A 25539-nucleotide genomic window follows, 5' to 3' on the forward strand; every position below is an offset into this window, starting at 1 on the left:
GGGCACAGTAGACCCGTGCACTTCGTCGGCCTGGATCTCGCCTGGGGTGAGCGCAAACCCACGGGTGTCGCCGTGCTCGACGACGCGGGCAAGCTGTTGCACCTCGGCGTCGCGCAGGACGACGCCAGCATCAAGGCGGCGATCGCGCCGTACGTCCAAGGCGACTGCCTGGTGGCCTTCGACGCTCCCCTGGTGGTGAACAACCCCACCGGCCAGCGCCCCAGCGAGGCGGCGCTCAACCGCGACTTCGCGAAGTTCGAGGCGGGCGCGCATCCCACCAACACCGGCAAGCCCGAGTTCGCGGGCACACCGCGCGCCGCCCGGATCGCGGCCGTGCTGGACCTCGACATCGACCCGGATTCGCAGTCGCCGCGACGGGCCATCGAGGTCTACCCGCACCCGGCGACCGTGGCCCTGTTCCGGCTGGGCCGAACGTTGAAGTACAAGTCCAAACCGGGCCGTAGCTTCGCCCAGTTGCGCTCCGAGCTGCTCAGGCTGATGGACCTCGTCGAGACGTTGGACCAGGCGACGCCGCCGTTGCGGGTCACCGACCACGACGGCTGGACCGAGCTTCGGCAGTCGGTGGAGACCGCCGGGCGCAAGAGCGAGTTGCGCCGTGCCGAGGATCCGGTCGACGCCGTCGTCTGCGCCTACGTCGCGCTGTTCGCCACCCGCAGGCCCGACGACGTGACGATCTACGGGGACGCCGAGACGGGCGCCACCATCACGCCCACCCTGCCCCCCGACCTGTTCCCGGCACCGCCGCAGCCGACGCCCGGCGCGGTGCGGGACGGCATCGCCGCGTTCGCCGCGCGTCGGCCGGGACTGCTCGAAGCCACCGACCGCTACCTCGAACTGGTCACGACGCTGCTCGACGAGGCGGGCATCAACTACCTCAACGTCACGGCGCGGACGAAGAGCGTGGCCTCGTTCGCGGCGAAGGCGGATCGCAGCGTCGACGGCCGACGCCTCTTCACCGATCCCCTCTCGGAGATCACCGATCAGGTCGGGCTGCGGGTCATCACGTTCCTGCGCGACGACGTCACCACGGTCGCCGAGATACTGGCCGAGGAGATGCAACTCCTCGATGACCGCGACATGGGCCAGGAGACGGCACGCGAGGGCAGGTGGGGTTACGCGAGCAGGCATCTGCTGGTCGCGGTCGAAGGTGAACAACAGCCTGCATCCATCCAGGTGCGGACGGTCCTGCAGCACGCTTGGGCGGAGTTCGAACACGACATCCGCTACAAGGGGTCCATTCCCGAGGAGGACGCGCCCGATCTGGACCGACGGTTCACGCTCGCGGCGGGGCTGCTGGAACTGGCCGATCGGGAGTTCTCGGCGATCCGGGAGCGGTTGAAGAGTTCGCCGCCCGCGCAACGGTCCGAACAGTCCAGCGACCCCCGCATCGGCACCCCCGTCCTCGCCACGTATCTGGGCAACCGCTTCCCCGACGCGGGCTGGTCGCGAACCGAGCACTACGCGTGGATCTCGGGGCTGCTGCTCGAACTCGGCGTCGACTCGCTCGACGAACTCGACGAGTTGCTCAGCGCGTTCGACACCGATGCGGTCAACGAGAAGATGGACTACCGCTATCCGGCAGGCGCCGTCCGCCGCCTCGACGATGCGCTACTCGCGCGGTTCGGCGACCGCTTCGTGGGCCTGACGGGCAACGCACACCGCGTCGCCCAACTCCAGACAAGGCTGGAGAAGCTCGCCGCCGCAGACTAATTCGACCAGGAGCGTCAGGGCACGCGGGTGATCGTGACGTCCACCGGGTGTGGCAGCACGCCGGGTCGACCGGGAAGAGAGATGTCGCGGAGGTAGTCGAGTAGGCGCTCGCGCGCGCGGGGGTCCAGCGCGCGCGAGCGGGCCCCGACCAGGAAGTCCAGGACGGCCTCTCCGCGGCCGAGCGGGTCACTCAACGCGTCACGGACGTCGAGGTGTCCGACGAGGGTCTCGGTGCGTAGGGAGAGCCCGCGCAGCTCGAGCTCCGCGTGGACGTCCTCGGCGAACCACGGCTTCCGCCCGGCCCATGGACAGAGCAGCTCGGTCAGCACGCACAGCGGCTCCAAGGGCGCGGTGGCGGCCAACAGCAGCCCGCCCGGTCGAACGATGCTCAGTCCGTGGTCGAGCGCCGCTGACAGGTCGGCGACGTAGTACAGCGAGTGCACGAAGTGCACCAGATCGGCCGGATGGCCGACGTCGTGATCAGCGAAGTCCCCGATCACGACTGTCGGAATCAGTGCTCGCATGCCGAGTGAGTTCAACCGCTCGGCGAACCCCGCCGCGGACGGTGCGTGCGGTTCGACTCCCGTGTAATGGACCCGGCGCCCGTCCGCGCCGAGCGCGGCGGCCAGCGGAGCGTCGACGCTTCCATCTCCGACGCCGACCCCCACAACCCGTACCGCGTCGCGACCGGCGAGCAGCGGCGGCAGCTCGGTGGCCAGCCACCTCTGCAGTAGGGGGCGTTGGTCGCTCGCGGCCTCGTAGAGGGCATGGGTAAGCGCATACCGCTCACTCGACAGCGCCGGTAGCGCCGGCCGATCCAGTACCTGCGCCCGTAAGCCATCCAAGGGCACGGGCGGCCCCATCAGTGTCATCTCGGGCCAGTGTGCCCCAAAACGCTCTTCAGCAAAACGTGACCATCGGCATCGACATCGACGCGTAAGAAACGGCGACCGGGATCCGTGGTTGGCTTGAGGAATGGCCCGACCCGACACCGCCCAGCGAAGCCTCGACCACTGGAGCGAGGCCGGACGGTCGGAGATGCAGGCCTTCTACGCGCTCGCCACTGAGGACTATCGGCAACTCGCCACCGCCCGCGACTGGGACGCCGACCTCGGCAGGCACGCCGTCGACGGTCGGGTACGGCTGCTCGACGTGGCGTGTGGGAGCGGGAAGTTTCCGGCGGCGCTGCTCGCTGCGGGACTCTCCGCGCAGCCCGTCGTCGAAGTGGACCTGCTCGACCCCTCCGCGTTCAGCATCGCCGAGGCGCGCAAGGCTCTCGCGCCGCCGTTCGTCGCGACCGGGGAGCACGAGGTCGTCCTGCAGAACTTCTCCGGCACCGGTTACGACGTCGCCTGGGCCACCCATGCGCTCTACGCACTACCACCCGGCGAACTCGCCGTGGGCGCGGCCAAAATGGTTGCGGCCCTTCGCCCCGGCGGCTTCGGGGTCGTCGCGCAGGCGTCGTCGTGCTCGCACTACCTGACCTTCTACGATGCCTACCGCGCGTCGTTCGCGCCCGACGCCACGCCATACACCGACGCCGAATGTGTCGCCGATGCCCTGCGCGCGGCCGGGGCACCGATCGAGGTCCAGGTGCTGCACTACCGGACGGGGACGTCCGACCGGGCCGTCGTCGAGGGCTTCCTGCAACGCTGCGCGTTCGACGACGCGGTGTCGCTGGAGCAGATGGAGACCAGCAAGGTGCTCGGCGAGTACCTCGCCAGCTGCCGTGGCCAAGACGGCGCCTACGAGTTCCGACACGAGGCGCACGTGATCACCTGGCATCAGTCATGATCCGCAACCCGCACCTGTCCGATTCGACCGCGGCGGGCGTCTCTTCCGACGTCGCCGTCGAGTGGGACCGGGGCAACGACCAGTGGTGGGACTGGTACATGTCCCTCGCAGACGGCCCCCTCCCCGACGGCCCGCTCGTCGATCCGCCGCCGCACGATCCTGGCCCGCTCCCCACCGATGACGAGGTCGCGGCGGAGCTCGCCGAGCCGTACGCGATCACCGCGGCTCAGATCGAGCAGTTCGTGGCGGACTCGTTCATCAAGCTGCCCGGTGTGCTGACTCCCGGCGCGGTGGAGCGGCTGCGGGCCCGGTTGCGCAAGTTGCTCGACGAGGCCGTCGATCCCGCGGTCGGTTTCCAGAGCCGCGAAATGATGTGGCTGGAGGACGATCTGGTCCGAGGCGCAGTGTTGTCGCCACGCATCGGCGGTATCAGCGCAGCCTTGCTAGGGACACGGCAGGTGCGGCTCTACCACGACAACGCACTGTCGAAGGAACCCGGCGCAGGGCGCACCCCTTGGCATTACGACGCCCACCACTTCCCGCTCGATTCGCCCGACGTGCTGACGGCGTGGATCCCGTTGCAGCCCACCCCGCGTGACATGGGTCCGCTTGCATTCGCCCGCGGCGCCGACGTCGGGAAGCTGGTCGCAGGACTCGAGTTCGACAAGCACGGCACGTCCTATGACCGTGGAGTATCCGAAGCCTTTCGCGCACAGGCGGTTCAGGTCGAGGACGGGCCGTTCGCGGCAGGCGAAGTCAGCTTCCATGCCGCCAACTGCTTCCACACGGCGGGGGCGAACCGCACCACCGCCGCGCGCGTCGTGCTCGCCACGACCTACTTCGCCGACGGCACCCGAGTGGTGCCCAGCCCGACCATGGTGAGCGGCGACTGGCGCAAGTTCATCCCTGGTGCCGAGCCCGGTCAGGTGGTGTCAAGCCCTCGCAACCCGCTCCTGACACCTTGCGGCCGCCCGTCTACCTAGGTCCGGAGTCCAGTTCGTCGACGTCGACCATCCGCGTCGTCTTGATCCCGACGGCGCGGTTGATCGCCACCGTGAGCCCGAACAGCATGATGCCGAGGATGACCAGGGCGATCGCCAGCACGCACTGCTGGAGGGGTCGGCCGGACAGCGGCAGCACCAGGTACGCCGACGCCACGAATCCGACCCAGGGCAGCCACGTCGGCGTCTTGAAGTGCGCCCCGTCCGCCTGGAGGTCCTTTCGCAGCACCAGCACCGCGATGTTGACGACCGCGAATACCGCGAGCAATAACAGCGACGTGGTACCGCCGAGTGTCGAGATCGCCTTGTCTCCTGCGAACGCCGTCACGTACAGGATCAGCCCGAAGGCGATCGCGGTGGTGAACACGATGGCCACCCACGTGGTCCGACGCGACGGGTGCACCGTGCCGAGCATCGGCGGCAGCACGTGCTGCTTGGCCATGCCGTAGATCAGGCGGCTCGCCGTAACCGTTACCAGGGGATTTCAAGCACCCAGAGCGACCCAGCTGCGCGACGTGTCGGTCATCGACGAGACCTGGTCGAGGAAACGGGCGACCACTGAGGGGTTCTCCGGCCGCTGCCACCCGAACGTCGTCGGCCGCTGCGCCCGGTCGTGCCAGAAGTGGGGAGCCCGTGACGTGGGCCGCGTCGCGACGAGCCAGACGGCGGTGTCGCCGCCATCGCCTGCGTCGCGCAGGAGCGGCCCGGTGAGCTTCTGGAACGTCGGGAGGGCCTCGGCGACGCCGGGTGTCTTCGCCCACCCGGGGTGCATGCTCTCGACGCGGACGTCGGTACCGGACAGGCGCTCCGCCCATGCGTCGGCGAGCACCACCTGCATGCGCTTCGTCCTGGCGTAGACGCGGACCCCGTCGTACTCACCTCGGGTCGATTCGAGGTCGTCGGCGTCCAGTGGCGCGCTGTACATGCCGCCCGAGGAGACGAAGACGACCGACGAGCCGCGCGCGTTGCGCAGCAGCGGAAGCAGCCGATCGGTCATCAACTGTGGACCGAGCACGTGGCAGGCCAGTTGCAGCTCGTGCCCCTGCGGCGTCTCGGCGCGTTCCTTGGGCATCCCGCCCGCGTTGTGTACCAGCCCGTGCAATGCGTCGATGCGTCCCGACAGATCGTCGGTCCACGCCCGCACGGCGTCGAGATCCCCGACGTCGCACACCTCGTCGATGACGACCGAACCGGGCACCCGGCCGCGGATCACCCCCGCCGAGTGCTTGACCTTCTCCGGGTTGCGGCCGAGCAGGTGCACGGTCGCGCCGAGTTCGGCGAAGGCCTCCGCCATCGCCTCGCCGAGACCTGCCGTGGCTCCCGTGACGACCACGCGCTTGCCTGCCAACGCCTCGGCGGCGGGGTCGGCCGGCCACCAGAGCTTGCGCAGGCCCGACCCGATCTTCGTGTATCCGAGCAGAACGGATCTGTCGAGAGCAGCATCGATGACACCGGTGATCTTCATTCCACCCAAGCTAGCCTTTTCGGGGCTCGGCCGGGCTAGCCGAAGGGCGCGAGTACGTCGATGACGTCGACGAGCGTCGCGCGGGCCGTGGCACGTGGACCGTCCCCGACTCCGACGAGGGACGAGACGACCGCGCCGTCGACCGCGCACACCAGCGCCGTCATCAACTCCGCGCGCACCGATCGTCCCGAACGCTCCACCACTTCGACGACGGCCTGGGTACGCTGCTTCATGATGCGGCGCTGGACGTCGCGAAGCCCTGGCTGGCGCGCGCAGGCGATGTAGCGCTCGTAACGGGAGATCAATTGTTCGGACACCTGCGTGCCCGGCCCGTCACCGACCAACAGATCGACCAGGACGTCGGCCGTCGACTCGGCTCCGCGCTTGCGCCGCGACAGCGCCGCGACGCGGGTGTCCAACGTTTCGGCTTCGCGCGTGCCGACGTGTTCGACGGCTCGCTCGACGAGGTCGTCGAGTGACGAGAAGTAGTACGTCGTCGACGCCAGCGGCAGCCCGGCCCGACGGGCGACGGCGCGGTGCCGGACGGCATCGAAGCCGCCTTCGCACAACAGATCGGCGGCTGCGCTGACCAGCGCGTACCGTCGCCTTTCACCCTTGGGGGTGACCGCTGCCGTCACGCCTTGCATGCTGCCAGCAACGGCACCATGGCATGGGGCTTTCGGCCAACTGCAAGGCTCTTACAGAAAGGTGGAACCCGTGGACACACCCGCGCCGAACCCAGCCGACTCATCCGTCCCGCGCGTCATCGCGCGGCTGTTGTTGGGCGCCGCACTCATCTTCGCCGGAGTCAGTCATCTGACCTTCGCCCGCAACGCCTTCTACGCTCAGGTGCCGCCGTGGCTGCCGCTGAACGCCACCTTCGTCATCATCGCCTCGGGTGTGGTGGAGATCGGCCTCGGTGCCGCCGTACTGCTCCTACGACGACGACGGGTTCAGATCGGCTGGGTCGTCGCGGTGTTCTTCGTTCTGGTCTTTCCCGGCAACATCTCGCAATTCGTCACGCACAGCCCCGCATTCGGACTCGACTCCGACGTGTCCCGGGGCGTCCGCCTGCTCTTCCAACCGCTGTTGGTCGTCTGGGCGCTGTGGTGCACCGGCGCCTGGTCAGCGTTCAGGCGGCCAGTGGCATGATGGCCGGCATGACAGCCCAGTTGAGCCGTCGTGCGGTTCTGCGACTCGGCGTCGGCGTCGCCGCGGGTGCCGCGGGCGCGTACGCACTCGGCTCGATGCCGAGCCAGCCGTCCGTGACCCAGCCACCCGTCGCGATGACGGGGATCGGTGCGCCACTGTCTCCGCCGTCACCACTGATGCCTCTGGAGCCGGCACCGACGGCAGCGCCGACGTACGTCACCGGTTCGTTCGTCTCGGCGGCACGCGGCGGCGTCACGACCAACTGGGCGATCGCCCGGCCGCCGGGCCAGACCGGCGCCCTGCGACCGGTGATCGCGCTGCACGGCAAGGGCCAGGACGCCGCAGGCGTCATGGCGGGGGGCGTCGAACAGGGCCTCGCGCAGGCCGTCGCGGCGGGTATCCCGCCCTTCGCCGTCGTGGCCGTCGACGGTGGCGGCAGCTATTGGCACTCACGGACTTCGGGTGAGGACTCCGGCGCCATGGTCCTCGACGAGCTGATTCCGATGCTGGGTGAGCAGGGCCTGGACACGTCGCGAGTCGGCTTCCTGGGCTGGTCCATGGGCGGCTACGGCGCACTCCTCCTGGGCTCCAGGCTGGGCCCGACGCGGACGGCGGCGATCTGTGCCGTCAGCCCGGCGCTCTGGACGTCCTCGGGGGCGACGGCGCCCGGCGCGTTCGACGGGGCGGACGACTACGCCGCCAACAACGTATGGGGGCTGCCCAACCTGGCATCGATTCCGATCAGGATCGACTGCGGCAACGGCGACCCGTTCTATGCGGCCACCAAGCAGTTCGTCGCGCAGTTGCCCAGCCCGCCCTCGGGCGGATTCTCCCCCGGCGGGCACGACGGGCAGTTCTGGAGTTCCCAGCTCCCGGCCGAGATCGCCTGGATGGCACCGCTTCTGGTCGCCTAAGCTACTGCCCCGAGTCGCTGCGCTCCTCCCAGTCGACGAGGTTGATGCGACCCTCGGCGGCGGCAAGCCCGATGTCGGTGCGAAAGTGACTGCCCGGCAAGCGAACTCCCGCAATGACGGCATAGGCGGCCTCGCGTGCGGCAGTGAGGTCGGCACCGGTGCCGACGACCGAGAGCACCCGGCCTCCCGATGACGTGACGGCGCCGTCGTCGCGACGCGTGGTGCCTGCGTGCAGCACGCCCAGCGTCTCCGATCCGACGATGACGTCGCCGACGCGGGGCCGTCCCGGATAGTTCTCGGCGGCCAGCACGACGGTCACCGCAGCACCGTCGCTCCACCGCAGGGGTGGCTGGGCGGCCAGATCTCCGGTGGCGGCGGCCCGCAACAGCTGCCCGAACGGGCTCTCCAACAGCGGCAGCACGGCTTGGGTCTCGGGATCGCCGAAGCGGCAGTTGAATTCGACCACCGCAGGCCCGCGGGACGTGATCGCCAACCCGGCGTAGAGCAGTCCGGTAAAGGGGCAACCGCGCTTGACGAGTTCGGCGGCAACGGGTTTCACCACATCGTCGACGATCGACGTGACGACCTCGTCGGGCAGCCAGGCCAGGGGCGTGTAGGCGCCCATCCCTCCGGTGTTGGGTCCGGTGTCCCCGTCGCCGACGCGCTTGAAGTCCTGCACGGGCAGCAGTGGCACCACCGTCTCGCCGTCGACGACGCAGAACAGAGACACCTCCGGGCCGTCGAGGAACGACTCGAGCAGCACCGGGTGCCCGGAGTCGAGCAGGCTGGCCGCGTGGGCGCGGGCGGCATCGCGGTCGGCCGTGACCACCACGCCCTTGCCTGCGGCCAGGCCGTCGTCCTTGACCACCCACGCGGGGTCGCCCGCCGGGGGGCCGAAGCGGCCCAGCGCGGCGTCCAGACGTGCCGGGTTGTCGACGATCTCGCTCCGTGCGGTGCGCACGCCTGCCGCATCCATCACGTCCTTGGCGAAGGACTTGGCGCCTTCGATCCGGGCCGCGTCCCTGGACGGCCCGAAGCAGGCGATCCCCGCCGCCCGCACGGCATCGGCGACCCCGAGGACCAGGGGCACCTCCGGGCCGACGACGACGAGGTCGGCGCCGAAGCGTTTGGCGAGTTTGACCACATCGTCGCCTGCGGTGATGTCGACGTCGTAGTGCTCGGCGATCGCGGCCGTTCCGGCGTTGCCGGGTGCCACGGCGAGGGCGTCGACCTCGGGGTCTCGGCGGAGCGCCAGCAGCAGCGCATGTTCACGGGCACCGGATCCGATCACGAGGACGCGCACGGTCAACAACACTAAACCTTCCCAAGGGCATACACCCGAGGCTTTGGCGTATGGTCAAGTCGTGACGACCATGTAGAGCGGCTGTCCATTCCTGCCCCGGGGTACGACTTCACCGACCCCGACGTCCTCCTCCGGGGCATCCCGGTCACCGAGTTCGCGGAGGTGCGCAAGACCGCACCGGTGTGGTGGAACGCGCAGCAGGAGTCGATCTTCGACGACGGCGGCTACTGGGTCATCAGCCGTCACGAGGACATCAAGGCCATCTCCCGCAACGGCGAGGACTGGTCGACCAACCGCAAGGGCGCGGTGATGCGGTTGCCGGACGGTGTCACCAGTGAGCAGCTGGACCTGACCAAGGCGCTGCTGATCAACCACGACGCGCCCGAGCACACCCGGCTGCGCAAGATCGTTTCGCGGCTGTTCACGCCGCGGTCCGTCGCGGCGCTCGAGTCGAAGCTCGCCGTGGCGGCGCGCGAGATCGTGGCCAGTGCAGCCGCGAAGGACGGCGGCAACTTCGTCGACGACGTCGCAACCAGACTGTCGCTGCTCGCGATCGCCGACCTCATCGGCGTGCCGGAGGCCGACGGCGAGAAGCTGTTCGGTTGGACCAACTGCATCATGAACACCGACGACCCGGACTTCGACTCCGACCCGACGATGGCCAACGCGGAGCTAATGGGTTACGCGTACAGCATGGCCGAGGAACGCAGGCCTTGCCCGGCCGACGACATCGTCACCCGGCTGATCGAGGCCGATGTCGACGGCGAGGCGATGGGCGACGTCGAATTCGCCTTCTTCGTCATCCTGCTCGCGGTCGCGGGCAACGAGACCACCCGCAATGCCATGACGCACGGCATGAATGCGTTCTTCGACAACCCCGACCAGTGGGAGCTCTTCAAGAAGGAACGACCGGCGACGGCGGTCGACGAGATCGTCCGCTGGGCCACTCCGGTGCACTGCTTCCAGCGCACTGCGCTGGCCGACGTGACGTTCGGCGACGTGACCATCAAGGAAGGTCAGCGGGCGGGCCTCTTCTACGGCTCCGCCAACTTCGACGAGACCGTCTTCGACCGGCCCTTCGAACTCGACGTACTGCGAAATCCAAACCTTCACTTGAGTTTCGGCGGCAACGGTGCCCACTACTGCATCGGCGCCAACCTCGCTCGCATGGAGATCAAGCTGATCTTCAACGAGCTCGCCGAACAGATCCCAGACATCGCCAAAGTCGCAGAGCCGCAACGACTTCGCTCTGGCCGGATCAACGGCGGCAAGGAGTTGGCAGTCTCCTACCGGGGCTGACGCGGAGTCCCGGTTACTATCTTCTCCCGTGCGCACCCACGGCTGGGCGGGATCGACGCCCGCGACGAATGACGAGGCCGTCGCGCGGATTCTGAGCGCTGCGGGCAAGGCCATCGACGAGCGTGGCGCCGAGTTCAGCATCGCCGACGTCGCCCGCACCCTCGGGGTCACACGTCAGACCGTCTACCGCTACTACCCGAGCACCGAGGCCCTACTGGTCGCCGCCGCCGTTCACGCCGCGGATGACTTCCTCGAGCGGGTCGCCGAGCATCTGCGCGGCTTCACCGACCCGGTGGACGCCGTCACGGAGGCCATCGCGACCGCACTCGAGTGGCTTCCCAAGGACAAGCACCTCGGCCTGTTGCTGGCGCCGGGCCGGGCCGACGAGCACACCGTCTCGGTGACGTCCGACGTCGCCCTGCAGTTCGCGAACAGGATGGTGCGACGGTTCGACGTCGACTGGGCAGGTCTCGGATTCTCCGACGGCGAACTCGACGAACTCGCCGAGCACCTGTTGCGGATCATCCAGTCCTTCGTCATCGATCCGGGCCGGCCACCGCGGACGGGCCAGGGCCTGCGCGGCTATCTGAGGCGTTGGGTCGGCGGCGCGATTTTCCCGATTCGAGGGGACCTCGGCGGCACCTAAACTGGGCAGGGTGAGCGCACTGGACGGATTCCGGGCGATTTGGTTCCACGCCAACGCCATCTTCGGCCAAGGCATCCCGAGCGACGGCTCCCAGTTCGACCAGAGCAGTCGGTTGCAGGGACTGCAGGACGCCGTCAAGTCGGCCAGGCCGGATGCAGCCTGGACCGGATCGGCGTCTGAGTCCTACGCCGAGGCCAACGGCAAGCACGAGCGCACCATCGGCGGCATCGCGAACCTCGACAAGCGACTCGCAAGCGAGGTCGACCGCTCCGCTGCGGTGGTGACGGCCGGTCGCCGCGACCTGGAAGACGTCCGGCAGTGGGTTGACGACGCCGCGGCGCGCATGCCGAACACCGCGGCCGGAGAGCGAATGCTGTACCCGGTGATCAGCAAGGGATCCAGCGACATCCAGGACATCCTGACCCGATCACACGCCGACCTGTCCGCAATCGCCGGGCGCATCGACGGTCTCAGCGGCGAGTACGAGGCCCTCGGCGATGGTGACGGTGAGGGCGGCAAGGCCGGCAAGCAGCTCCCGGACGACTGGCGAAAGCCGAAGACCCCGAACACCACACTGGACCTCGATGACATCGAGTACCGCCCGCCGTTCGTTCCGGGCGACGAGAGCACGTACGGGCCGCCCAACGGCATCGAGCTCGGGCCGGGGACCTGGTTGCGCACGAACAACCCTCCCGGCGTCGAGCCGAGTCCGCCGAAGGCGCCGCTCGACTACAGGGACATCGAGGTACTGCCGCCTTTCGACCCAAAGAATCCCAAGTCATTCGGGCGTTCCGGCTACATGGAGTTGGTGCCCGGCTCGGGCGCCTGGGTGCCCGACCCGAACGCGCCGGGGTTTGTGCAGCATCCGCCGGAGGTCCCGGTCGACATGGCGACCGCGGCCATCCTCAACGAGGGAGACAGGATTCCCGAGGGAATGATCGAGCTGTACCCGGGCTCGCGCATCGCGATACCGGATCCGAACCTCGGCCCGCCCCGCTGACGGTGGCTACCTGTCGCGAATGGCGTTGACGGCCTTCGTCAGCAGGCCCGGTAGCGCCGGTTCCGCGGAGAAGTCCGAGGGCACCCGCGCCCAGAGGTTGACGAACGTACGACCGTCGAGGATGGCCGAATAGAAGTACTCGACCAACGGCACCTCGACCGAACTGCTGTCGACGGCAAAAACGACTTTCAGTGCACAGGTGACGGCGTCGTCGAACTGTGGCGCTGCCAGCTGCTCGGCCCTTCCATCCGGGCTTGCGGTCTCAACGACGAAGGTAAACCGGTCGCAGCCGGACTCGGGGATCGTGACCGGCACTGAAACGGGGTCGTAGACGCTGACGGCGATGAACGGGTCTTGCGGGCCCGTGGCGCTGGTGACGGAAACCGTCTCGGTCCCAGCTCTCGCTACGACGGGCTTCAGCAGAGCTCCACACGGGTCCGGGCTGACCGTCAGGGCCTCACCGTAGGAGACGAGGTCGCCCGCACTTTCGGCTTGACCCGCATCCAGCTTTCGGGGCCCATACAGCGGATTCACCACAGTGCCCGAGGGAAATTCATCCTTGATGTCTGCGAGTCGTAGCACGTCCACCTTGCGTACGGCGGCAGCCGACGGTGGGTGCGGCGCAGCGGTCGGCACTCCCTTCGTCGTCGAACCCGCACAACCGGCCAACGCAATTCCGACGCACATCGCCAGCGGAAGAACGGCCCCGCCCCGCAACGCCACCATGACCCAAGCGTAAGCGCTCTACACCACGGTCAGTGGCAGCGATTTCCGCGCCTCGAACACCCACGACGCCCCGCCGCTGAACTTGCACACGGCCACCTCGCCGAGTTCCTTTGCCGGCGTATCGGTTTCGATCACGCGTACGGTCCAGTCCGACTCGGTGCCGGACACCTCGGCGCGCAGATGCGGGTCGACCGCTTGGACGATGGCCTGCAGAGGCTTGTCCGCCCCCGGCGAGACCAGCGAGATCCAGGCACCGTCCTCGTAGGCGGGCGACGTGCGCACGTGCACGAAGTCCTTGTCGACGTCGACCGATACGTACGCCGCCGGGTTGAGCAGCGGGTGCAGCTGGAGGACGCGCAAGGCGCCTTCGACGCCGCCCGGTAGAGACAGCGCCTGATGGATGCGGTCAGCGGCCACCCCCGCGATGCCGATCAGCTGTTTGGTCCGAATCGACCGCTCCAGCGCCACATCGTCCGTCGCGCGGGCACGGACCGCCAGCGTGAACGACAACACCAGCAGGTGCATCTGCAGGCAGACCTCGTCGGCAATGCGTACCAGAGCGGAATGTGAGAACGCGCGGAAGTCGACGTCGGACACCAGCGCGCCCGAATAGTCGGCCAGCCCTTCGTCGTTCGGATCGATCGGGTCGAGTACGCACGAGTGCGCACGACTGGCGCCGACGATGTCCATCGCCGGGATGAAGGGCACGTCGGGATAGGACTCGTCGATGATCACCGTCCATGCGCAGTGTGGGTTGCGGTCGGACGGCGTCCGCGGTGGGCGGTGGATCGGCCGGACCTGGGTCTTGCGGTTGGTGGCCAGCGCCGTGGCGTCGAACGTCGGGTCCTCGATGTCGTGGCACATGCCGTGCACGTAGTCCTCGCCCATCGGCTCGACGTCGAGCAGCGCACCGCAGTGGTCGAGGTGGAACTCACCGTGCCAGCGGTCGTGCAGGGTGTAGCGGAAGTCCATGAACTGCGGCGGAGCCCCGATGTCGAGTTGCAGCCCCTTGAAGATGGTGATGACGTCGACGCCCTCGTACTTCAGCGCCTTCTGCATCCGCTTGGTGTAGAGCGGGCTCGATGCGGCCCACTCCTCGATCGCGATCTGCAGCATCTCGTCGCGACCCCAAGCGCTGATGCAGTGCGCCATTCCGGAACGGTCGATCAGCTGCCCGATCAACAGGAGCTCGGGAACCAGGACCGCCAACTCGTCGCGCGACAGCGCGGCGTATCTACTCATCATCGAGCAACTTCCCGGTACTCATCTTGACAGCAGCGTTGACGTTGGCCTTCTTGTCCTCGCCCGCACCGGCTTTGGCGGCTTTCTTACGCTTGCCCACGACACGTCCGACCGTGCCGTTGAGGCCCGAGCCGCGGGGGAATCCGACGTAGTGCGTCAGGAAGATCGCCATTTCCTTCAGCTCGTCCTCGGTGAGCTCGCCATTGGCGAGGGCGGCGTTGACCTGTATCTCCGCAAGGTCTTGCTGCCCCACTGCGGTCACCACCGCGAGCGTCATGATTCGCTTGTCGCGCATCGAGAGACCAGGGCGGCTCCATATCGTGCCGAACAGGTGATCGACCGTCAGATCGAAGTAGGCATCCCCTTCGATGTTGGGCATCTCCCACGAGTAGACCTCATTCATCTTCTCGAGGCCCTTGCGACGCAGTTCGTCCATGGTGTTACTCCTTCGGGGTCGACGCGCTGTGTGGGACGCCGAGGCCCGCTGCCAGGTTCTTCAGCGCCAGTTCAGCCAATGGCAGTTCGGTGCCGGTCGCCTCACCGAGCGCCAACGCCAAACTCAGGTCCTTCTCCCCCAACCCACGGGTGTGGGTGAACGCGTCGTACAGCCAGTGGTCGGCGGCCAGCGTCTCCATGTTCTCGCGGACCATGATTGCGCCCGGTCCGCCGGTCAGCGCATCGGTGTGGCGCACCACCCGGCCCAGTTGGGCCAGATCGATGCCCGCGGCTTCGGCCAGTTTCATGGCCTCGCACGCCGCCGCATAGCCGGTGAACGTCAACATGTTGCGGGCCAGTTTCATTCGCGTGCCCGCTCCCGGCTCGCCGGCGTGGATCACCATCGATGCGAACTGCTTGAACGCAGGCTTGATCCGCTCGTAGACCTCGCGATCGGCGCCGACCATAACGGCTAGTTCACCCTTGTCAGCAGCGCCGCCGCCACCGGACACCGGTGCGTCGACGACGTGAATGCCGTTTGGCCGCAGCTCATTCGCCAGTTCGATCGCCGTCTCGGGGCTGATCGTGGAGTGAATGGCGATCACAGTGCCGGGTTTGGCGTGTGCCGCCAGCTCGCCGACGACCTCACGCACCTGCGCATCGTTGAGGACTGTCACGCAGATGATGTCCGCGGCCGCCACGTCGGCGACGCTGTCGGCCAGCGAAGCACCCACTTCTGCGAGCGGTGTCATGGCCTCGGCCCGGACGTCGAAGACGGTCACACCGCCCGGCCATTCGACGAGTCGCTTGGCCATGGGCGCACCCATGTTGCCCAGCCCGATGTACCCCAGCTTGGTCTCTTCCGGAGCACTCATCAGCGGATGATCTGTCCGCCGTCGACGTTGAAGATCTGGCCGGTGATCCACTTGGCCTGATCCGAGAGCAGGAACAGGCACATGCCGACCAGGTCTTCAGGTTCACCCATGCGGGACAACGGAATCCGCTTCACGATGTCGGCGACCATCTCCTGCGGCGTCGTGGTCCGGTTGGCCTCGGTGTCGATGGGCCCGGGCGCGATCGCATTGATCCGGATGTTCTGCCCACCGAGCTCGGTCGCCAGCTGTTGCGTCAGACCATTGATGCCGACCTTCGCCAGGCCGTAGAAGTTGGAGTACAGCCATGCCGCGGTCGAGGACTGGTTGACGATCGCGCCGCCACCGCGCTTGGCCATCTTCCGGTACACCGCGCGCGTGCACAGCAGCGCACCGTCGAGGTTCACGCTCATGAACTTCTTGTAGTACTCCCAGTCGACGCTGACCAAGAAGTCCAGCTTCATTCCCCCGAAGATCGCGGCGTTGTTGACCAGGTAGTCGATGCCACCGAACTCGGCCAACGTCGCAGCGGCCATTTCCTTGGTCGACTCGGGATCACTCACGTCCACCCTCAGCGCGAGGGCGGTGCCGCCCTCACCCTTGATGCCGTCGGCCACCTTCTGGGCGCCCTCGGTGTTGATGTCGGCCACCACCACCGCCGCACCCTCGCGTGCAAGCGCCTCCGCATACGCCTGGCCGATGCCGCCGCCGGAACCGGTGACGATGGCCACCTTGTGCTTGAACTGATCTCCGTAAAGCCCCACTTGATACTCCTCAATCAATCTCTGGTCCGAGCGGCCAGTTATTGCACGCTTGGCGGGCAATTCCGTGCAATAACTGGCCGCTCGTCGCGATGAAAACTCCTTACTTCGCCAGCGTCGCAATGGCCTTGGTTTCGAGATACTCCTCGAAACCCGCAAGCCCCATCTCCCGGCCGATGCCGGACTGCTTGTAACCGCCGAACGGCATGTCCGCCGAGTACCAGACACCGCCGTTCACGTTTACGGTGCCGACGCGCAATCGGGCTGCGATTCCCGCAGCACGGTCATCGTCACCACTGAATACCGTGCCCGACAGGCCGTATGGCGAGTCGTTCGCGATGCGCACCGCGTCGTCGTCACCGTCGTGGGCGATGACGGTCAGTACCGGACCGAAGATCTCTTCGCGTGCCACCTTGGCACTGTTGTCGAGGCCTGCGATGACCGTCGGCTCGATGAAGAACCCGGTGTCGCGATCGGCGGGACTTCCACCGCCGCAGGCGAACCTGCCGCCCTCGGCGATCGCCGAGTCGAGATAACCCTGGATACGGTCACGTTGCCGCGCCGAGATGACCGGGCCGCAGATGGTCCCCTCGTCGTTCGGATCGCCCGGCTTCAGCCCGGCCATCGTTCCCGCCGCTGCCTCCACCGCCTCGTCGTAGCGGGCCCGGGGCACCACCAAGCGGGTCGTGATCGCGCAGCCCTGCCCAGCATGCATCGACGCGGTGAACGCCGACATCGCGCACGCCGCAGCGAGATCCGCGTCGTCCAGCACCAGGAACGCCGACTTTCCGCCGAGTTCGAGGAACACCTTCTTGAGGGTGGCCGCGCCATCGGACATCACTGCGCGGCCGGTGTTGGTCGACCCGGTGAACGACACCATGTCGACACGCGGGTCTCTGGACAGCAGCGCGCCGACACCGTGGTCGCTGGAGGTGACGATGTTGATCACGCCCGCCGGGAAGTCAGTATGCTCGGCGATCAGCTCGCAAAGTACCGCTGCGGCCCACGGCGTATCCGGAGCGGGCTTGAGCACCAACGTGTTTCCCGCCGCCAGCGCCGGGCCGATCTTCGCGAGATTGATCTGGTGCGGGAAGTTCCACGGCGTGATGGCGCCCACCACGCCGATGGCCTCCCTGGCGATCGTCCGGTGGGACTTCATGCCCATGGGCGACGCGATGCCGAGATCGGTGGTCCACTGAAAGGACTCCGCGGTGCCGGCGCAGAAGCTCAGATCTTCGATCGGCCCCTCGAGCTGGGCGGCAGACGTCAGCATCCGCGGTGCACCCACCTCGGAAATCGTCAGCTCCCGCAACTCTTCGACGTGATCGCGCATCGCCCGCTGCAACTGACGTATGCAGCGCACCCGAAGTTCGACATTCGTCGCCCAGTCCGTGTCATCGAAGGCGTGTCGCGCGGCAGCGATCGCCGAATCCATGTCTTCCGCCGTGGCATCGGCCGCAACACCCAGCACCTCTTCGGTGGCCGGGTTGACCGTCGGGAACGTGCCTCCGCTGCCCGCGACGAGCTTGCCGTCGATCAGCAGCCGACTCTCACGATTGCCCAGTAGGGCCATCCGAACTCCCGTTCATCTCCTGGACAACTGTCCGACTGTGTTGAAACGAACCATAGCTTCCGACGCACGGACGTGGCAAGGGTGCATCATCGACCTGAGCACGGCAATGGCCTTAAACTGCTACTACGCGTCAATATGGACGGGGAGCTTGCCGAGTGGCCGCGCCGTCCGATAACTTGGACATGTGTCCAGTGATGCCGTGTTCGCAGTTACAGGGGAGCCCCAGACGGCCCCCGGCGAGACGCCGCGGAACCGGCGTCAAGAGCAGACGTTCCGCAAGGTGCTCACCGCAGGCTTGGAGATGCTGCGCGAAACGTCGTACGCCGACCTGACGGTGCGCGCGGTCGCAGCGCGGGCGAAGGTCGCGCCAGCCACTGCGTACACCTACTTCTCCTCCAAGAACCACCTGATCGCGGAGATCTACCTCGATCTCCTGAAGCAGGTGCCGTTCTTCACCGACGTCAACGAGCCGATGCCGATCCGCGTCGAGCAGGCGCTGCGCAGCATGGCCCTGACGGTGGCCGACGATCCCGAGGTGGCGGCGGCCTGCACGACGGCCCTTCTGGCCGGGGCCGATCCCACCGTCCGCCGCGTCCGCGACCGTATCGGCGGCGAGATCCACCGCCGCATCCGGTCCGCCGTCGGACCGGACGCGGATTCGCGCGTGGTCGCGGCCCTCGAGATGACGTTCTTCGGCGCGCTGGTCAACGCAGGCAGCGGCGTCTTCACGTACCACCAGATCGCCGACCGCCTGAGCTACGTGGTCGGCCTCATAGTCGGAGATGACCGATGACGACGACCGCGCCACCGTTGCTCGACCCGTACGACTACGACTTTCACGAGGACCCGTATCCGTACTACCGGCGACTGCGCGACGAGGCGCCGCTCTACCACAACGAGGAACTGGATTTCTGGGCGTTGTCGAGGCACACGGACGTCGTGCAGGGCTTCCGCAACAGCACGACGCTGTCGAACAAGCACGGCGTGTCGCTCGACCCCATCTCGCGCAACGACGAGGCACACCGGGTGATGTCGTTCCTCGCACTCGACGATCCCGGCCATCTTCGCCTGCGCACGCTGGTCTCGAAGGGCTTCACGCCGAGGCGGATTCGTGAGCTCGAAGGCCGGGTCACCGAGATCGCCGTGCAGCATCTCGACGCCGCGCTGCAGTCGGAGAACTTCGACTACGTCGACGACTTCGCGGGCAAGCTGCCGATGGACGTCATCTCCGAGTTGATGGGAGTGCCCGGCGAGGACAGAGTCCGCATCCGCGCCCTCGCCGACGGTGTCATGCATCGCGAGGATGGCGTGTCCGACGTGCCCGCCGAGGCGATGCAGGCCTCGGGCGAACTGCTGGTCTACTACGCCGACATGGTGACCACTCGGCGCAAGAAGCCGTCCGACGACCTGACGTCGGCACTCCTGGAGGCCGAGATCGACGGTGACAAGCTCACCGACGAGGAGATCATGGCGTTTCTGTTCCTGATGGTCGTCGCCGGCAACGAAACCACCACGAAACTGCTTGCAAATGCTGCCTTTTGGGGCTTCAAGAACCCGGACGAACTCGCCCCCGTCTTCAACGACCACTCACTGGTGAAGCCGTGGGTCGAGGAGACGTTGCGCTATGACACGTCGAGCCAGATCTTGGCACGCGCCGTCTCCGCGGACATGACGCTGCACGACACCACGATCCCCGAAGGCGACGTCCTCCTGCTTCTCCCCGGCTCGGCCAACCGAGACGACCGGGCCTTCGAGGACCCCGACAGCTACCGCATCGGTCGTGACATCGGTTCCAAGCTGGTGAGTTTCGGCAGCGGTGCGCACTTCTGCCTCGGAGCGCATCTGGCCCGGATGGAGGCGCAGGTCGCACTGACCGAGTTGTTCAAACGCATCCGCGGATACGAAGTCGACGAAGCCAACTCGGTCCGCGTCCACTCCAGCAACGTCCGCGGATTCGCCCACCTGCCCATCACCGTGAAGGCCCGATAGATGCCCCGTTTCGCCCCGCTTCCCGACCGCAGACCGGCCATCGTCGCCGGTGCCTCCGCCGGCATCGGTGAGGCCACCGCCATCGAACTCGCGTCCCGCGGCTTCCCCGTCGCGCTCGGCGCCCGCCGAGTGGAGAAGCTCGACGAACTGGTCGGCAAGATCCGCGCCGAAGGTGGTGAAGCCGTCGGGTTCCACCTCGACGTCACCGACCCGAACTCGGTGAAGTCGTTCGTGGCCAACGCCGTCGACGCGCTCGGCGACATCGAGGTCTTGGTGGCCGGCGCCGGCGACACCTACTTCGGCAAGCTGGCCGACATCAGCACCGAGGACTTCAACTCGCAGATACAGATTCATCTCGTCGGTGCCAACCGCCTGGCCGCCGCGGTGCTTCCCGGCATGCTCGAACGCCAGCGCGGTGACCTGATCTTCGTCGGCTCCGACGTGGCACTTCGGCAGCGCCCGCACATGGGCGCCTACGGAGCCGCGAAGGCCGCACTGGTCGCGATGGTCACCAACTTCCAGATGGAGTTGGAGGGCACCGGGGTTCGCGCCTCGATCGTGCATCCCGGCCCGACGAAGACGTCGATGGGGTGGAGCCTGCCCGCCGATCTCATCGGTCCCGCCCTCGGGGACTGGGCCAAGTGGGGTCAGGCGCGGCACGACTACTTCCTGCGTGCGTCAGATCTGGCGCGTGCCATCACCTTCGTCGCGGAGACCCCGCGTGGCGGGTTCATTGCGAACATGGAGCTTCAGCCCGAAGCTCCCCTGGCAGGAGTCAAGGAACGCCAGCAACTCAAAGTCGACGAGAAGGCTCTGGACACATGACCACAGCGATAGTCCCCAGAGTCTCCGGCGGCGAGGAAGAACACGGACACCTCGAGGAGTTCCGCACCGACCCGATCGGCTTGATGAAGCGCATCCGCGAGGAGTGCGGCGACGTCGGTTGGTTCCAGCTGGTCGACAAGCACGTCATCTTCCTGTCCGGCGCCGAGGCCAACGAGTTCTTCTTCCGTTCTGCCGACGAGGATCTCGACCAAGCCGAGGCCTACCCGTTCATGACCCCGATCTTCGGCGAGGGCGTGGTGTTCGACGCCAGCCCCGAGCGGCGCAAGGAGATGCTGCACAACTCCGCTCTTCGCGGCGAGCAGATGAAGGGTCATGCGGCCACCATCGAGAACGAGGTCAAGAAGATCATCGCCGGCTGGGGGGACGAGGGCGAGATCGAGCTGCTCGACTTCTTCTCCGAGCTGACCATCTACACCTCGACGGCCTGCCTCATCGGACTGAAGTTCCGCGAGCAGCTCGACAGTCGATTCGCGCAGTACTACCACGAACTGGAGCGCGGCACCGACCCGCTGTGCTACGTCGACCCGTACCTGCCGATCGAGAGTTTTCGGCTCCGCGACGAAGCGCGCGTGAAACTCGTTGCGCTGGTTCAGGAAATCATGGACGGTCGCGTCGCCAACCCGCCCAGGGACAAGAGCGACCGCGACATGCTCGACGTGCTGGTGTCGATCAAGGACGAGGAGGGGACCCCTCGGTTCTCCGCCGACGAGGTCACCGGCATGTTCATCTCGCTGATGTTCGCCGGGCATCACACCAGTTCCGGTACGTCGTCGTGGACGCTGATCGAGCTGATCCGCCATCCCGAGGTCTACGCCGACATCGTCGCCGAACTCGACGAACTCTACGCCGATGGCCAGGAGGTGAGCTTCCATGCGCTGCGCCAGATTCCGTTGTTGGACAACGTGGTCAAGGAGACGTTGCGCCTGCATCCTCCGCTCATCATCCTGATGCGGGTCGCCAAGGGTGAGTTCGAGGTCGAGGGCTTCCCGATCCACAAGGGTGACTTCGTGGCCGCGTCCCCGGCGATCTCGAATCGGATTCCCGAGGACTTCCCCGAACCCGATGCCTTCAAGCCGGACCGCTACAACAAACCCGAGCAGGCCGACGTCGCGAATCGCTGGACGTGGATCCCGTTCGGGGCGGGACGCCACCGCTGCGTCGGTGCGGCGTTCGCCACCATGCAGATCAAGGCAATCTTCTCGGTCCTGTTGCGCGAGTACGAGTTCGAGATGGCCCAGCCCGCCGACACCTACCGCAACGATCACACGAAGATGGTGGTCCAGCTGGATCGGCCCGCCAAGGTGCGCTACCGCAAGCGCCAGGGCTGACCCGAGGGACGCACACCATGGCATTTCGAGTGGAAGTGGACCTGGATCTCTGCCAGGGACACGCGATGTGTGAACTCGAGGCACCCGACTACTTCACGGTGCCCAGGCGCGGCAAGGTCGAGATCCTCGACGCCGAGCCACCCGAGGACGCTCGCGACGAGATCGAACGGGCCGTCGACATTTGTCCCACCCAAGCGTTGTTCATCAAAGAGAAAGAGGACTGACAATGGCGTCGTTCACACGTGCTCAGCTGGACGATTGGGTCGAGCGCTGGTTGCAGGTCAATCGCGACGCCGAGGCCGCGGGTGACTGGAAGCCGTTGGCGGACTTCTACACCGAGGACGCCACCTACGGTTGGAACATCGGCCCCAAGGAAGACGTGATGTGCGTCGGGCGCGACGAAATCCGCGACGTCGCGCTCGGGTTGGAGATGGAAGGCCTGGAGAACTGGGTCTACGAGTACCAGAAGGTGCTGGTCGACGAGAAGCAGGGCGAGATCGTTGGCTTCTGGAAGCAGATCGTCAACAAGACCGACGGCACCCAGGACGAGATCTACGGGATCGGCGGCAGCTGGTTCCGCCTCAACGACCAGCTACTGATCGAATGGCAGCGCGATTTCTTCGACTTCGGCCACGTCTCGAAGATGTTCATGAAGCTCATCGAGTCGGGCGATCTCAGCCAGGGCATGCAGAAGCGGATCGAGCGCAGCGTCGCCGGCGAGCGGTTGCCCGGGTATTACCCGCTCGGAGAAGCGCCCCTGCCGATCTGGTGAGCTCCCGGCCAAGCGGTTGCTTTGGGGTGCTTGTGACGCACGTAACTAATGGCTCTAGTCTGTGCTCACCGGCTCTAGTGGAAGGCACGTAGGAGATGAAGACAAAAGGTGCTCTCATCTGGGAGTTCAATCAGCCTTGGTCGATCGAGGAGATCGAGATCGGCGACCCCGTCAAGGACGAGGTCAAGATCCAGATGGAAGCGTCTGGGATGTGCCACTCCGACCACCACCTGGTGACGGGCGACATCCCGATGGCCGGTTTCCCGGTACTAGGCGGCCACGAGGGCGCGGGCATCGTGACCGAGGTCGGCCCTGGTGTCGAGGACGTCGCGCCCGGTGACCACGTCGTGCTGTCCTTCATCCCGTCGTGCGGTGCCTGCCCGTCCTGTCAGGCCGGGATGCGCAACCTCTGCGACCTGGGCGCCGGACTGCTCGGCGGCCAGGCCGTCTCCGACGGCACCCACCGCATCACGGCCAAGGGCCAGCCCGTCTTCCCAATGACCCTGCTCGGCACCTTCAGCCCATACATGGTCGTGCACAAGAGCTCCGTGGTGAAGATCGATCCGTCGATCCCCTTCGAGGTAGCGTGCCTCGTGGGCTGCGGTGTGACGACGGGCTACGGCTCGGCCGTGAAGGCCGGCGACATCCGCCCCGGCGACGACGTCCTGGTGATCGGCGTCGGCGGTGTCGGCATGTCGGCGGTGCAGGGTGCGGACAACGCGGGCGCCCGCCACATCTTCGTCATCGAGCCCGTCGAGTGGAAGCGCGATGCTGCGCTGAAGTTCGGTGCCACGCACGCGTATCCGGACACCGACGCGGCCTTCGCGGGGATCGCCGAGGCCACCCATGGTCTGATGGCCAAGCAGGTCATCGTGACGGTCGGCGAGCTGAAGGGCGCTGACGTCGACACCTACGTCAACCTGACGTCCAAGGGCGGCACCACCGTCCTCACCGCGATCGGCAGCCTGCTCGACACCAGCGTCAACCTGAATCTGGCGATGCTGACCCTGATGCAGAAGCGCTTGCAGGGCACCATCTTCGGTGGTGGCAATCCGCACTTCGACATTCCGCAGCTGCTGTCGATGTACAAGGCGGGCAAGCTCAACCTCGACGACATGATCACTCGGCAGTACCAGCTGGAGCAGATCAACGACGGCTACAAGGACATGCTGGAGGGCCGCAACATCCGCGGTGTCATCCGCTACACCGACGCCGACAGGTAACTCGTGTCCCAGGAGACAGTCGAGCAGTCCCCCGTGCTCGTCGCATCGGAAGCGTCGTGGCGTTGCGTCCAGTCGGGCGACCGTGAGGGTTGGTTGGCCCTGATGACCGACGACGTCGTCATCGAGGATCCGATCGGCGAGTCCGTCACCAACCCCGATGGCAACGGTGTGCGCGGCAAGGAGGCCGTCGCGGCGTTCTACGACGCGAACATCGGGCCGAACCAGCTGACCGTCACCCGCGAGGAGACCTTCCCGTCGAGCTCACCGACCGAGATCGCCTACATCCTGGTGCTGCACACCAAGTTTCCCAACGGCTTCACGGCGACGGTGCGAGGCGTCTTCACCTACCGGGTGAACGACGCGGGCCTCATCACCAACCTGCGAGGCTACTGGAACACGGATGCCATGCAGTTCGGCCAGGGGGATAGCTGACCGCCGGAGTGAGCCAGGGAGCCGTCGTCGTCGGTGGCTCGCGCGGCATCGGCCTCGCCGTCGCAGAGCTTCTCGAGGCCCATGGCTTCGGGGTGGTGATCAACGGCCGTGACGCCGATGCGGTCGAGCAAGCCGTCGCACGTGTGGGGGGCCGTACCGTCGGATTCCCGGGCTCACCGTCGGACCCGGCGCTCGCCGACGCGCTGATCGAGTCGTGCGTCAGCGAATTCGGCCGCATCGACGCCTTGATCAACTGCGCGGGAACGGCCGAGCCTTCCGGCTCGTCGATCCTCAACGTGACCTCCGGCGAGTTTCACGACCTGCTCGATGCACACCTCGGCACGGTGTTCGAGACATGCCGGGCAGCGGCGCCGAAGATGGTCGCGCAGGGTGGCGGTGCGATCGTCAACACCAGCTCGTTCGCCTTTCTCGGCGACTACGGCGGGACCGGCTATCCGGCGGGCAAGGGTGCCGTCAACGGACTGACGCTCGCGATCGCCGCCGAGCTGAAGTCCCACAGCGTGCGCGCGAACGCGGTGTGCCCCGGTGCGAGGACGAGGTTGTCGACCGGCCCCGACTACGAGGCCCAGATCGTGGACCTCAATCGACGCGGCCTGCTCGACGAGGTGAGCATGCAGGGTGCGCTCGACGCGGCGCCACCCGAGTACGCCGCGCCCACCTACGCATACCTGGCCAGCGGCCTCGCCAAGGACGTGACCGGTGAGATCTTCATCGCCGCAGGGGGATTCGTCGGTCGCTTCGATCGGCCCACGCCCAGCATCGTCGCGTATCGCGATCATCATGACTTTCCGCCGTGGTCGATCGCCGAGCTTGACGGGTTCGTCCACAGGGGCTGATCCGCGACGCTCCGGTTGTCACAACCCGGTGGCATACTCGAACACATGTTCGATACGGGTGCTGCTCCGGTCTCCCTGGTGCAGCGGGTGTGTTCCGCGGCGCGGGCGGAGGCGTGCGCGGCCGGGGAACGGCTCTCGGCGATCGGGGAACTCTTCGCGCTGCGCAGGTCCCAGTCCG

General features: G+C 66.9%; 26 protein-coding genes and 2 pseudogenes. 17 read left to right on the plus strand and 11 right to left on the minus strand.

The genetic code is table 11. The annotated features are described in order from the left end of the window. The first annotated feature begins 15 nt into the window (after positions 1–15). The gene (gene relZ, locus VET27_RS21600) at positions 16–1731 is read left to right on the plus strand and encodes a bifunctional ribonuclease/(p)ppGpp synthase (RefSeq protein WP_526521656.1); all 1716 of its coding nucleotides are present in this window, start codon (positions 16–18) and stop codon (positions 1729–1731) included. 14 nt (positions 1732–1745) lie between these two features. On the opposite strand, the gene VET27_RS21605 is transcribed toward relZ, so the two are convergent. Then, on the minus strand, positions 1746–2603 hold the full coding sequence (locus tag VET27_RS21605) for a methyltransferase (RefSeq protein ID WP_526521657.1): 858 nt from the start codon (positions 2601–2603) through the stop codon (positions 1746–1748). Positions 2604–2706: 103 nt separating this feature from the next. Here VET27_RS21605 and VET27_RS21610 point away from each other — a divergent pair, with 103 nt between their 5' ends. Further along, entirely contained in the window at positions 2707–3525 is an 819-nt protein-coding gene (locus tag VET27_RS21610; protein WP_526521658.1) for a methyltransferase, read from the plus strand. Next, positions 3522–4508 (plus strand): phytanoyl-CoA dioxygenase family protein, encoded by a 987-nt coding sequence (locus tag VET27_RS21615; protein WP_526521659.1) that lies wholly within the window; start codon positions 3522–3524, stop codon positions 4506–4508. The genes VET27_RS21610 and VET27_RS21615 overlap by 4 nt, the downstream gene beginning before the upstream one ends. Here VET27_RS21615 and VET27_RS21620 read toward each other — a convergent pair. From VET27_RS21620 to VET27_RS21630, 3 genes and pseudogenes are all read right to left on the minus strand, one after another. Beyond that, positions 4501–4989, minus strand: a pseudogene (locus VET27_RS21620) (amino acid permease); the annotation flags it as partial. The gene VET27_RS21615 and the pseudogene VET27_RS21620 overlap by 8 nt on opposite strands. A gap of 21 nt (positions 4990–5010) precedes the next feature. After that, entirely contained in the window at positions 5011–5991 is a 981-nt protein-coding gene (locus tag VET27_RS21625; protein WP_526521660.1) for an SDR family NAD(P)-dependent oxidoreductase, read from the minus strand. A gap of 35 nt (positions 5992–6026) precedes the next feature. After that, the gene (locus tag VET27_RS21630; RefSeq protein WP_526521661.1) at positions 6027–6638 is read right to left on the minus strand and encodes a TetR/AcrR family transcriptional regulator; all 612 of its coding nucleotides are present in this window, start codon (positions 6636–6638) and stop codon (positions 6027–6029) included. A 70-nt stretch (positions 6639–6708) separates the two neighbouring features. On the opposite strand from VET27_RS21630, the gene VET27_RS21635 reads away from it, so the two are divergent. Then, the gene (locus VET27_RS21635) at positions 6709–7143 is read left to right on the plus strand and encodes a DoxX-related protein (protein WP_526521662.1); all 435 of its coding nucleotides are present in this window, start codon (positions 6709–6711) and stop codon (positions 7141–7143) included. Continuing rightward, positions 7140–8057, plus strand: a complete 918-nt coding sequence (locus VET27_RS21640; RefSeq protein WP_526521685.1) for an alpha/beta hydrolase — start codon at positions 7140–7142, stop codon at positions 8055–8057. The genes VET27_RS21635 and VET27_RS21640 overlap by 4 nt, the downstream gene beginning before the upstream one ends. Before the next feature lies 1 nt (position 8058). Here VET27_RS21640 and purD read toward each other — a convergent pair whose 3' ends face one another. Further along, positions 8059–9360 carry a phosphoribosylamine--glycine ligase gene (gene purD / locus VET27_RS21645; RefSeq protein ID WP_526521663.1) on the minus strand — a complete coding sequence of 434 codons (1302 nt, stop codon included), beginning with the start codon at positions 9358–9360 and terminating at the stop codon, positions 8059–8061. Positions 9361–9442: 82 nt separating this feature from the next. Between purD and VET27_RS21650 the strand changes: the two are divergent. The 3 genes and pseudogenes from VET27_RS21650 to VET27_RS21660 all read left to right on the plus strand — a co-directional run. Continuing rightward, positions 9443–10659 (plus strand): annotated as a pseudogene (locus VET27_RS21650) (cytochrome P450); the annotation flags it as partial. Between the two features lie 28 nt (positions 10660–10687). Next, complete coding sequence (locus VET27_RS21655; protein WP_526521664.1) at positions 10688–11305, plus strand: TetR/AcrR family transcriptional regulator; 618 nt, start codon at positions 10688–10690, stop codon at positions 11303–11305. Positions 11306–11315: 10 nt separating this feature from the next. Continuing rightward, positions 11316–12305, plus strand: a complete 990-nt coding sequence (locus tag VET27_RS21660; RefSeq protein WP_526521665.1) for an EspA/EspE family type VII secretion system effector — start codon at positions 11316–11318, stop codon at positions 12303–12305. Positions 12306–12311: 6 nt separating this feature from the next. Here the strand turns inward: VET27_RS21660 and VET27_RS21665 are convergent, their stop codons facing one another. The 6 genes from VET27_RS21665 to VET27_RS21690 form a co-directional block, all read right to left on the minus strand. Beyond that, complete coding sequence (locus VET27_RS21665) at positions 12312–13031, minus strand: DUF5642 family protein (RefSeq protein WP_526521666.1); 720 nt, start codon at positions 13029–13031, stop codon at positions 12312–12314. A gap of 18 nt (positions 13032–13049) precedes the next feature. After that, positions 13050–14276 (minus strand): hypothetical protein, encoded by a 1227-nt coding sequence (locus tag VET27_RS21670; RefSeq protein ID WP_526521667.1) that lies wholly within the window; start codon positions 14274–14276, stop codon positions 13050–13052. Further along, positions 14266–14709, minus strand: a complete 444-nt coding sequence (locus VET27_RS21675; RefSeq protein ID WP_526521668.1) for a carboxymuconolactone decarboxylase family protein — start codon at positions 14707–14709, stop codon at positions 14266–14268. The genes VET27_RS21670 and VET27_RS21675 overlap by 11 nt, the downstream gene beginning before the upstream one ends. 4 nt (positions 14710–14713) lie before the next feature. Next, positions 14714–15583, minus strand: coding sequence for an NAD(P)-dependent oxidoreductase (locus tag VET27_RS21680; RefSeq protein ID WP_526521669.1), 870 nt, complete (start codon positions 15581–15583; stop codon positions 14714–14716). Further along, on the minus strand, positions 15583–16344 hold the full coding sequence (locus tag VET27_RS21685) for an SDR family oxidoreductase (protein WP_526521670.1): 762 nt from the start codon (positions 16342–16344) through the stop codon (positions 15583–15585). The genes VET27_RS21680 and VET27_RS21685 overlap by 1 nt, the downstream gene beginning before the upstream one ends. A 100-nt stretch (positions 16345–16444) precedes the next feature. After that, positions 16445–17914 (minus strand): aldehyde dehydrogenase, encoded by a 1470-nt coding sequence (locus tag VET27_RS21690; protein WP_526521671.1) that lies wholly within the window; start codon positions 17912–17914, stop codon positions 16445–16447. Between the two features lie 184 nt (positions 17915–18098). On the opposite strand from VET27_RS21690, the gene VET27_RS21695 reads away from it, so the two are divergent. From VET27_RS21695 to VET27_RS21735, 9 genes are all read left to right on the plus strand, one after another. Further along, positions 18099–18707, plus strand: a complete 609-nt coding sequence (locus VET27_RS21695) for a TetR family transcriptional regulator (protein WP_526521672.1) — start codon at positions 18099–18101, stop codon at positions 18705–18707. After that, positions 18704–19903 (plus strand): cytochrome P450, encoded by a 1200-nt coding sequence (locus VET27_RS21700; RefSeq protein ID WP_526521673.1) that lies wholly within the window; start codon positions 18704–18706, stop codon positions 19901–19903. The genes VET27_RS21695 and VET27_RS21700 overlap by 4 nt, the downstream gene beginning before the upstream one ends. Beyond that, positions 19904–20728: an SDR family oxidoreductase gene (locus VET27_RS21705; protein WP_526521674.1), complete on the plus strand. Its 825-nt coding sequence runs from the start codon at positions 19904–19906 to the stop codon at positions 20726–20728. Beyond that, complete coding sequence (cyp51, locus tag VET27_RS21710; protein WP_526521675.1) at positions 20725–22077, plus strand: lanosterol 14-alpha demethylase; 1353 nt, start codon at positions 20725–20727, stop codon at positions 22075–22077. The genes VET27_RS21705 and cyp51 overlap by 4 nt, the downstream gene beginning before the upstream one ends. Before the next feature lie 17 nt (positions 22078–22094). Then, on the plus strand, positions 22095–22301 hold the full coding sequence (fdx, locus tag VET27_RS21715) for a ferredoxin Fdx (RefSeq protein ID WP_526521676.1): 207 nt from the start codon (positions 22095–22097) through the stop codon (positions 22299–22301). A 2-nt stretch (positions 22302–22303) separates the two neighbouring features. After that, positions 22304–22849, plus strand: coding sequence for a nuclear transport factor 2 family protein (locus VET27_RS21720; RefSeq protein ID WP_526521677.1), 546 nt, complete (start codon positions 22304–22306; stop codon positions 22847–22849). A 95-nt stretch (positions 22850–22944) separates the two neighbouring features. Next, positions 22945–24072, plus strand: coding sequence for an NDMA-dependent alcohol dehydrogenase (locus VET27_RS21725; protein WP_526521678.1), 1128 nt, complete (start codon positions 22945–22947; stop codon positions 24070–24072). 3 nt (positions 24073–24075) lie between these two features. Then, positions 24076–24504, plus strand: coding sequence for a nuclear transport factor 2 family protein (locus VET27_RS21730; protein WP_526521679.1), 429 nt, complete (start codon positions 24076–24078; stop codon positions 24502–24504). Positions 24505–24512: 8 nt separating this feature from the next. Further along, complete coding sequence (locus VET27_RS21735) at positions 24513–25361, plus strand: SDR family NAD(P)-dependent oxidoreductase (protein WP_526521680.1); 849 nt, start codon at positions 24513–24515, stop codon at positions 25359–25361. The last annotated feature ends 178 nt before the right edge of the window (positions 25362–25539 follow it).

Origin of the sequence: Mycobacterium sp. (assembly GCF_035633495.1) — a bacterium.
Lineage (GTDB): Bacteria > Actinomycetota > Actinomycetes > Mycobacteriales > Mycobacteriaceae > Mycobacterium.

Coding starts and splice junctions, on each gene's coding strand:
- VET27_RS21605 (WP_526521657.1), bottom strand. CDS start 2,603: ATGACACTGATGGGGCCGCCCGTGCCCTTGGATGGCTTACGGGCGCAG.
- VET27_RS21610 (WP_526521658.1), top strand. CDS start 2,707: ATGGCCCGACCCGACACCGCCCAGCGAAGCCTCGACCACTGGAGCGAG.
- VET27_RS21615 (WP_526521659.1), top strand. CDS start 3,522: ATGATCCGCAACCCGCACCTGTCCGATTCGACCGCGGCGGGCGTCTCT.
- VET27_RS21625 (WP_526521660.1), bottom strand. CDS start 5,991: ATGAAGATCACCGGTGTCATCGATGCTGCTCTCGACAGATCCGTTCTG.
- VET27_RS21630 (WP_526521661.1), bottom strand. CDS start 6,638: ATGCAAGGCGTGACGGCAGCGGTCACCCCCAAGGGTGAAAGGCGACGG.
- VET27_RS21640 (WP_526521685.1), top strand. CDS start 7,140: ATGATGGCCGGCATGACAGCCCAGTTGAGCCGTCGTGCGGTTCTGCGA.
- VET27_RS21665 (WP_526521666.1), bottom strand. CDS start 13,031: ATGGTGGCGTTGCGGGGCGGGGCCGTTCTTCCGCTGGCGATGTGCGTC.
- VET27_RS21670 (WP_526521667.1), bottom strand. CDS start 14,276: ATGATGAGTAGATACGCCGCGCTGTCGCGCGACGAGTTGGCGGTCCTG.
- VET27_RS21675 (WP_526521668.1), bottom strand. CDS start 14,709: ATGGACGAACTGCGTCGCAAGGGCCTCGAGAAGATGAATGAGGTCTAC.
- VET27_RS21680 (WP_526521669.1), bottom strand. CDS start 15,583: ATGAGTGCTCCGGAAGAGACCAAGCTGGGGTACATCGGGCTGGGCAAC.
- VET27_RS21690 (WP_526521671.1), bottom strand. CDS start 17,914: ATGGCCCTACTGGGCAATCGTGAGAGTCGGCTGCTGATCGACGGCAAG.
- VET27_RS21700 (WP_526521673.1), top strand. CDS start 18,704: ATGACGACGACCGCGCCACCGTTGCTCGACCCGTACGACTACGACTTT.
- VET27_RS21705 (WP_526521674.1), top strand. CDS start 19,904: ATGCCCCGTTTCGCCCCGCTTCCCGACCGCAGACCGGCCATCGTCGCC.
- cyp51 (WP_526521675.1), top strand. CDS start 20,725: ATGACCACAGCGATAGTCCCCAGAGTCTCCGGCGGCGAGGAAGAACAC.
- fdx (WP_526521676.1), top strand. CDS start 22,095: ATGGCATTTCGAGTGGAAGTGGACCTGGATCTCTGCCAGGGACACGCG.
- VET27_RS21720 (WP_526521677.1), top strand. CDS start 22,304: ATGGCGTCGTTCACACGTGCTCAGCTGGACGATTGGGTCGAGCGCTGG.
- VET27_RS21725 (WP_526521678.1), top strand. CDS start 22,945: ATGAAGACAAAAGGTGCTCTCATCTGGGAGTTCAATCAGCCTTGGTCG.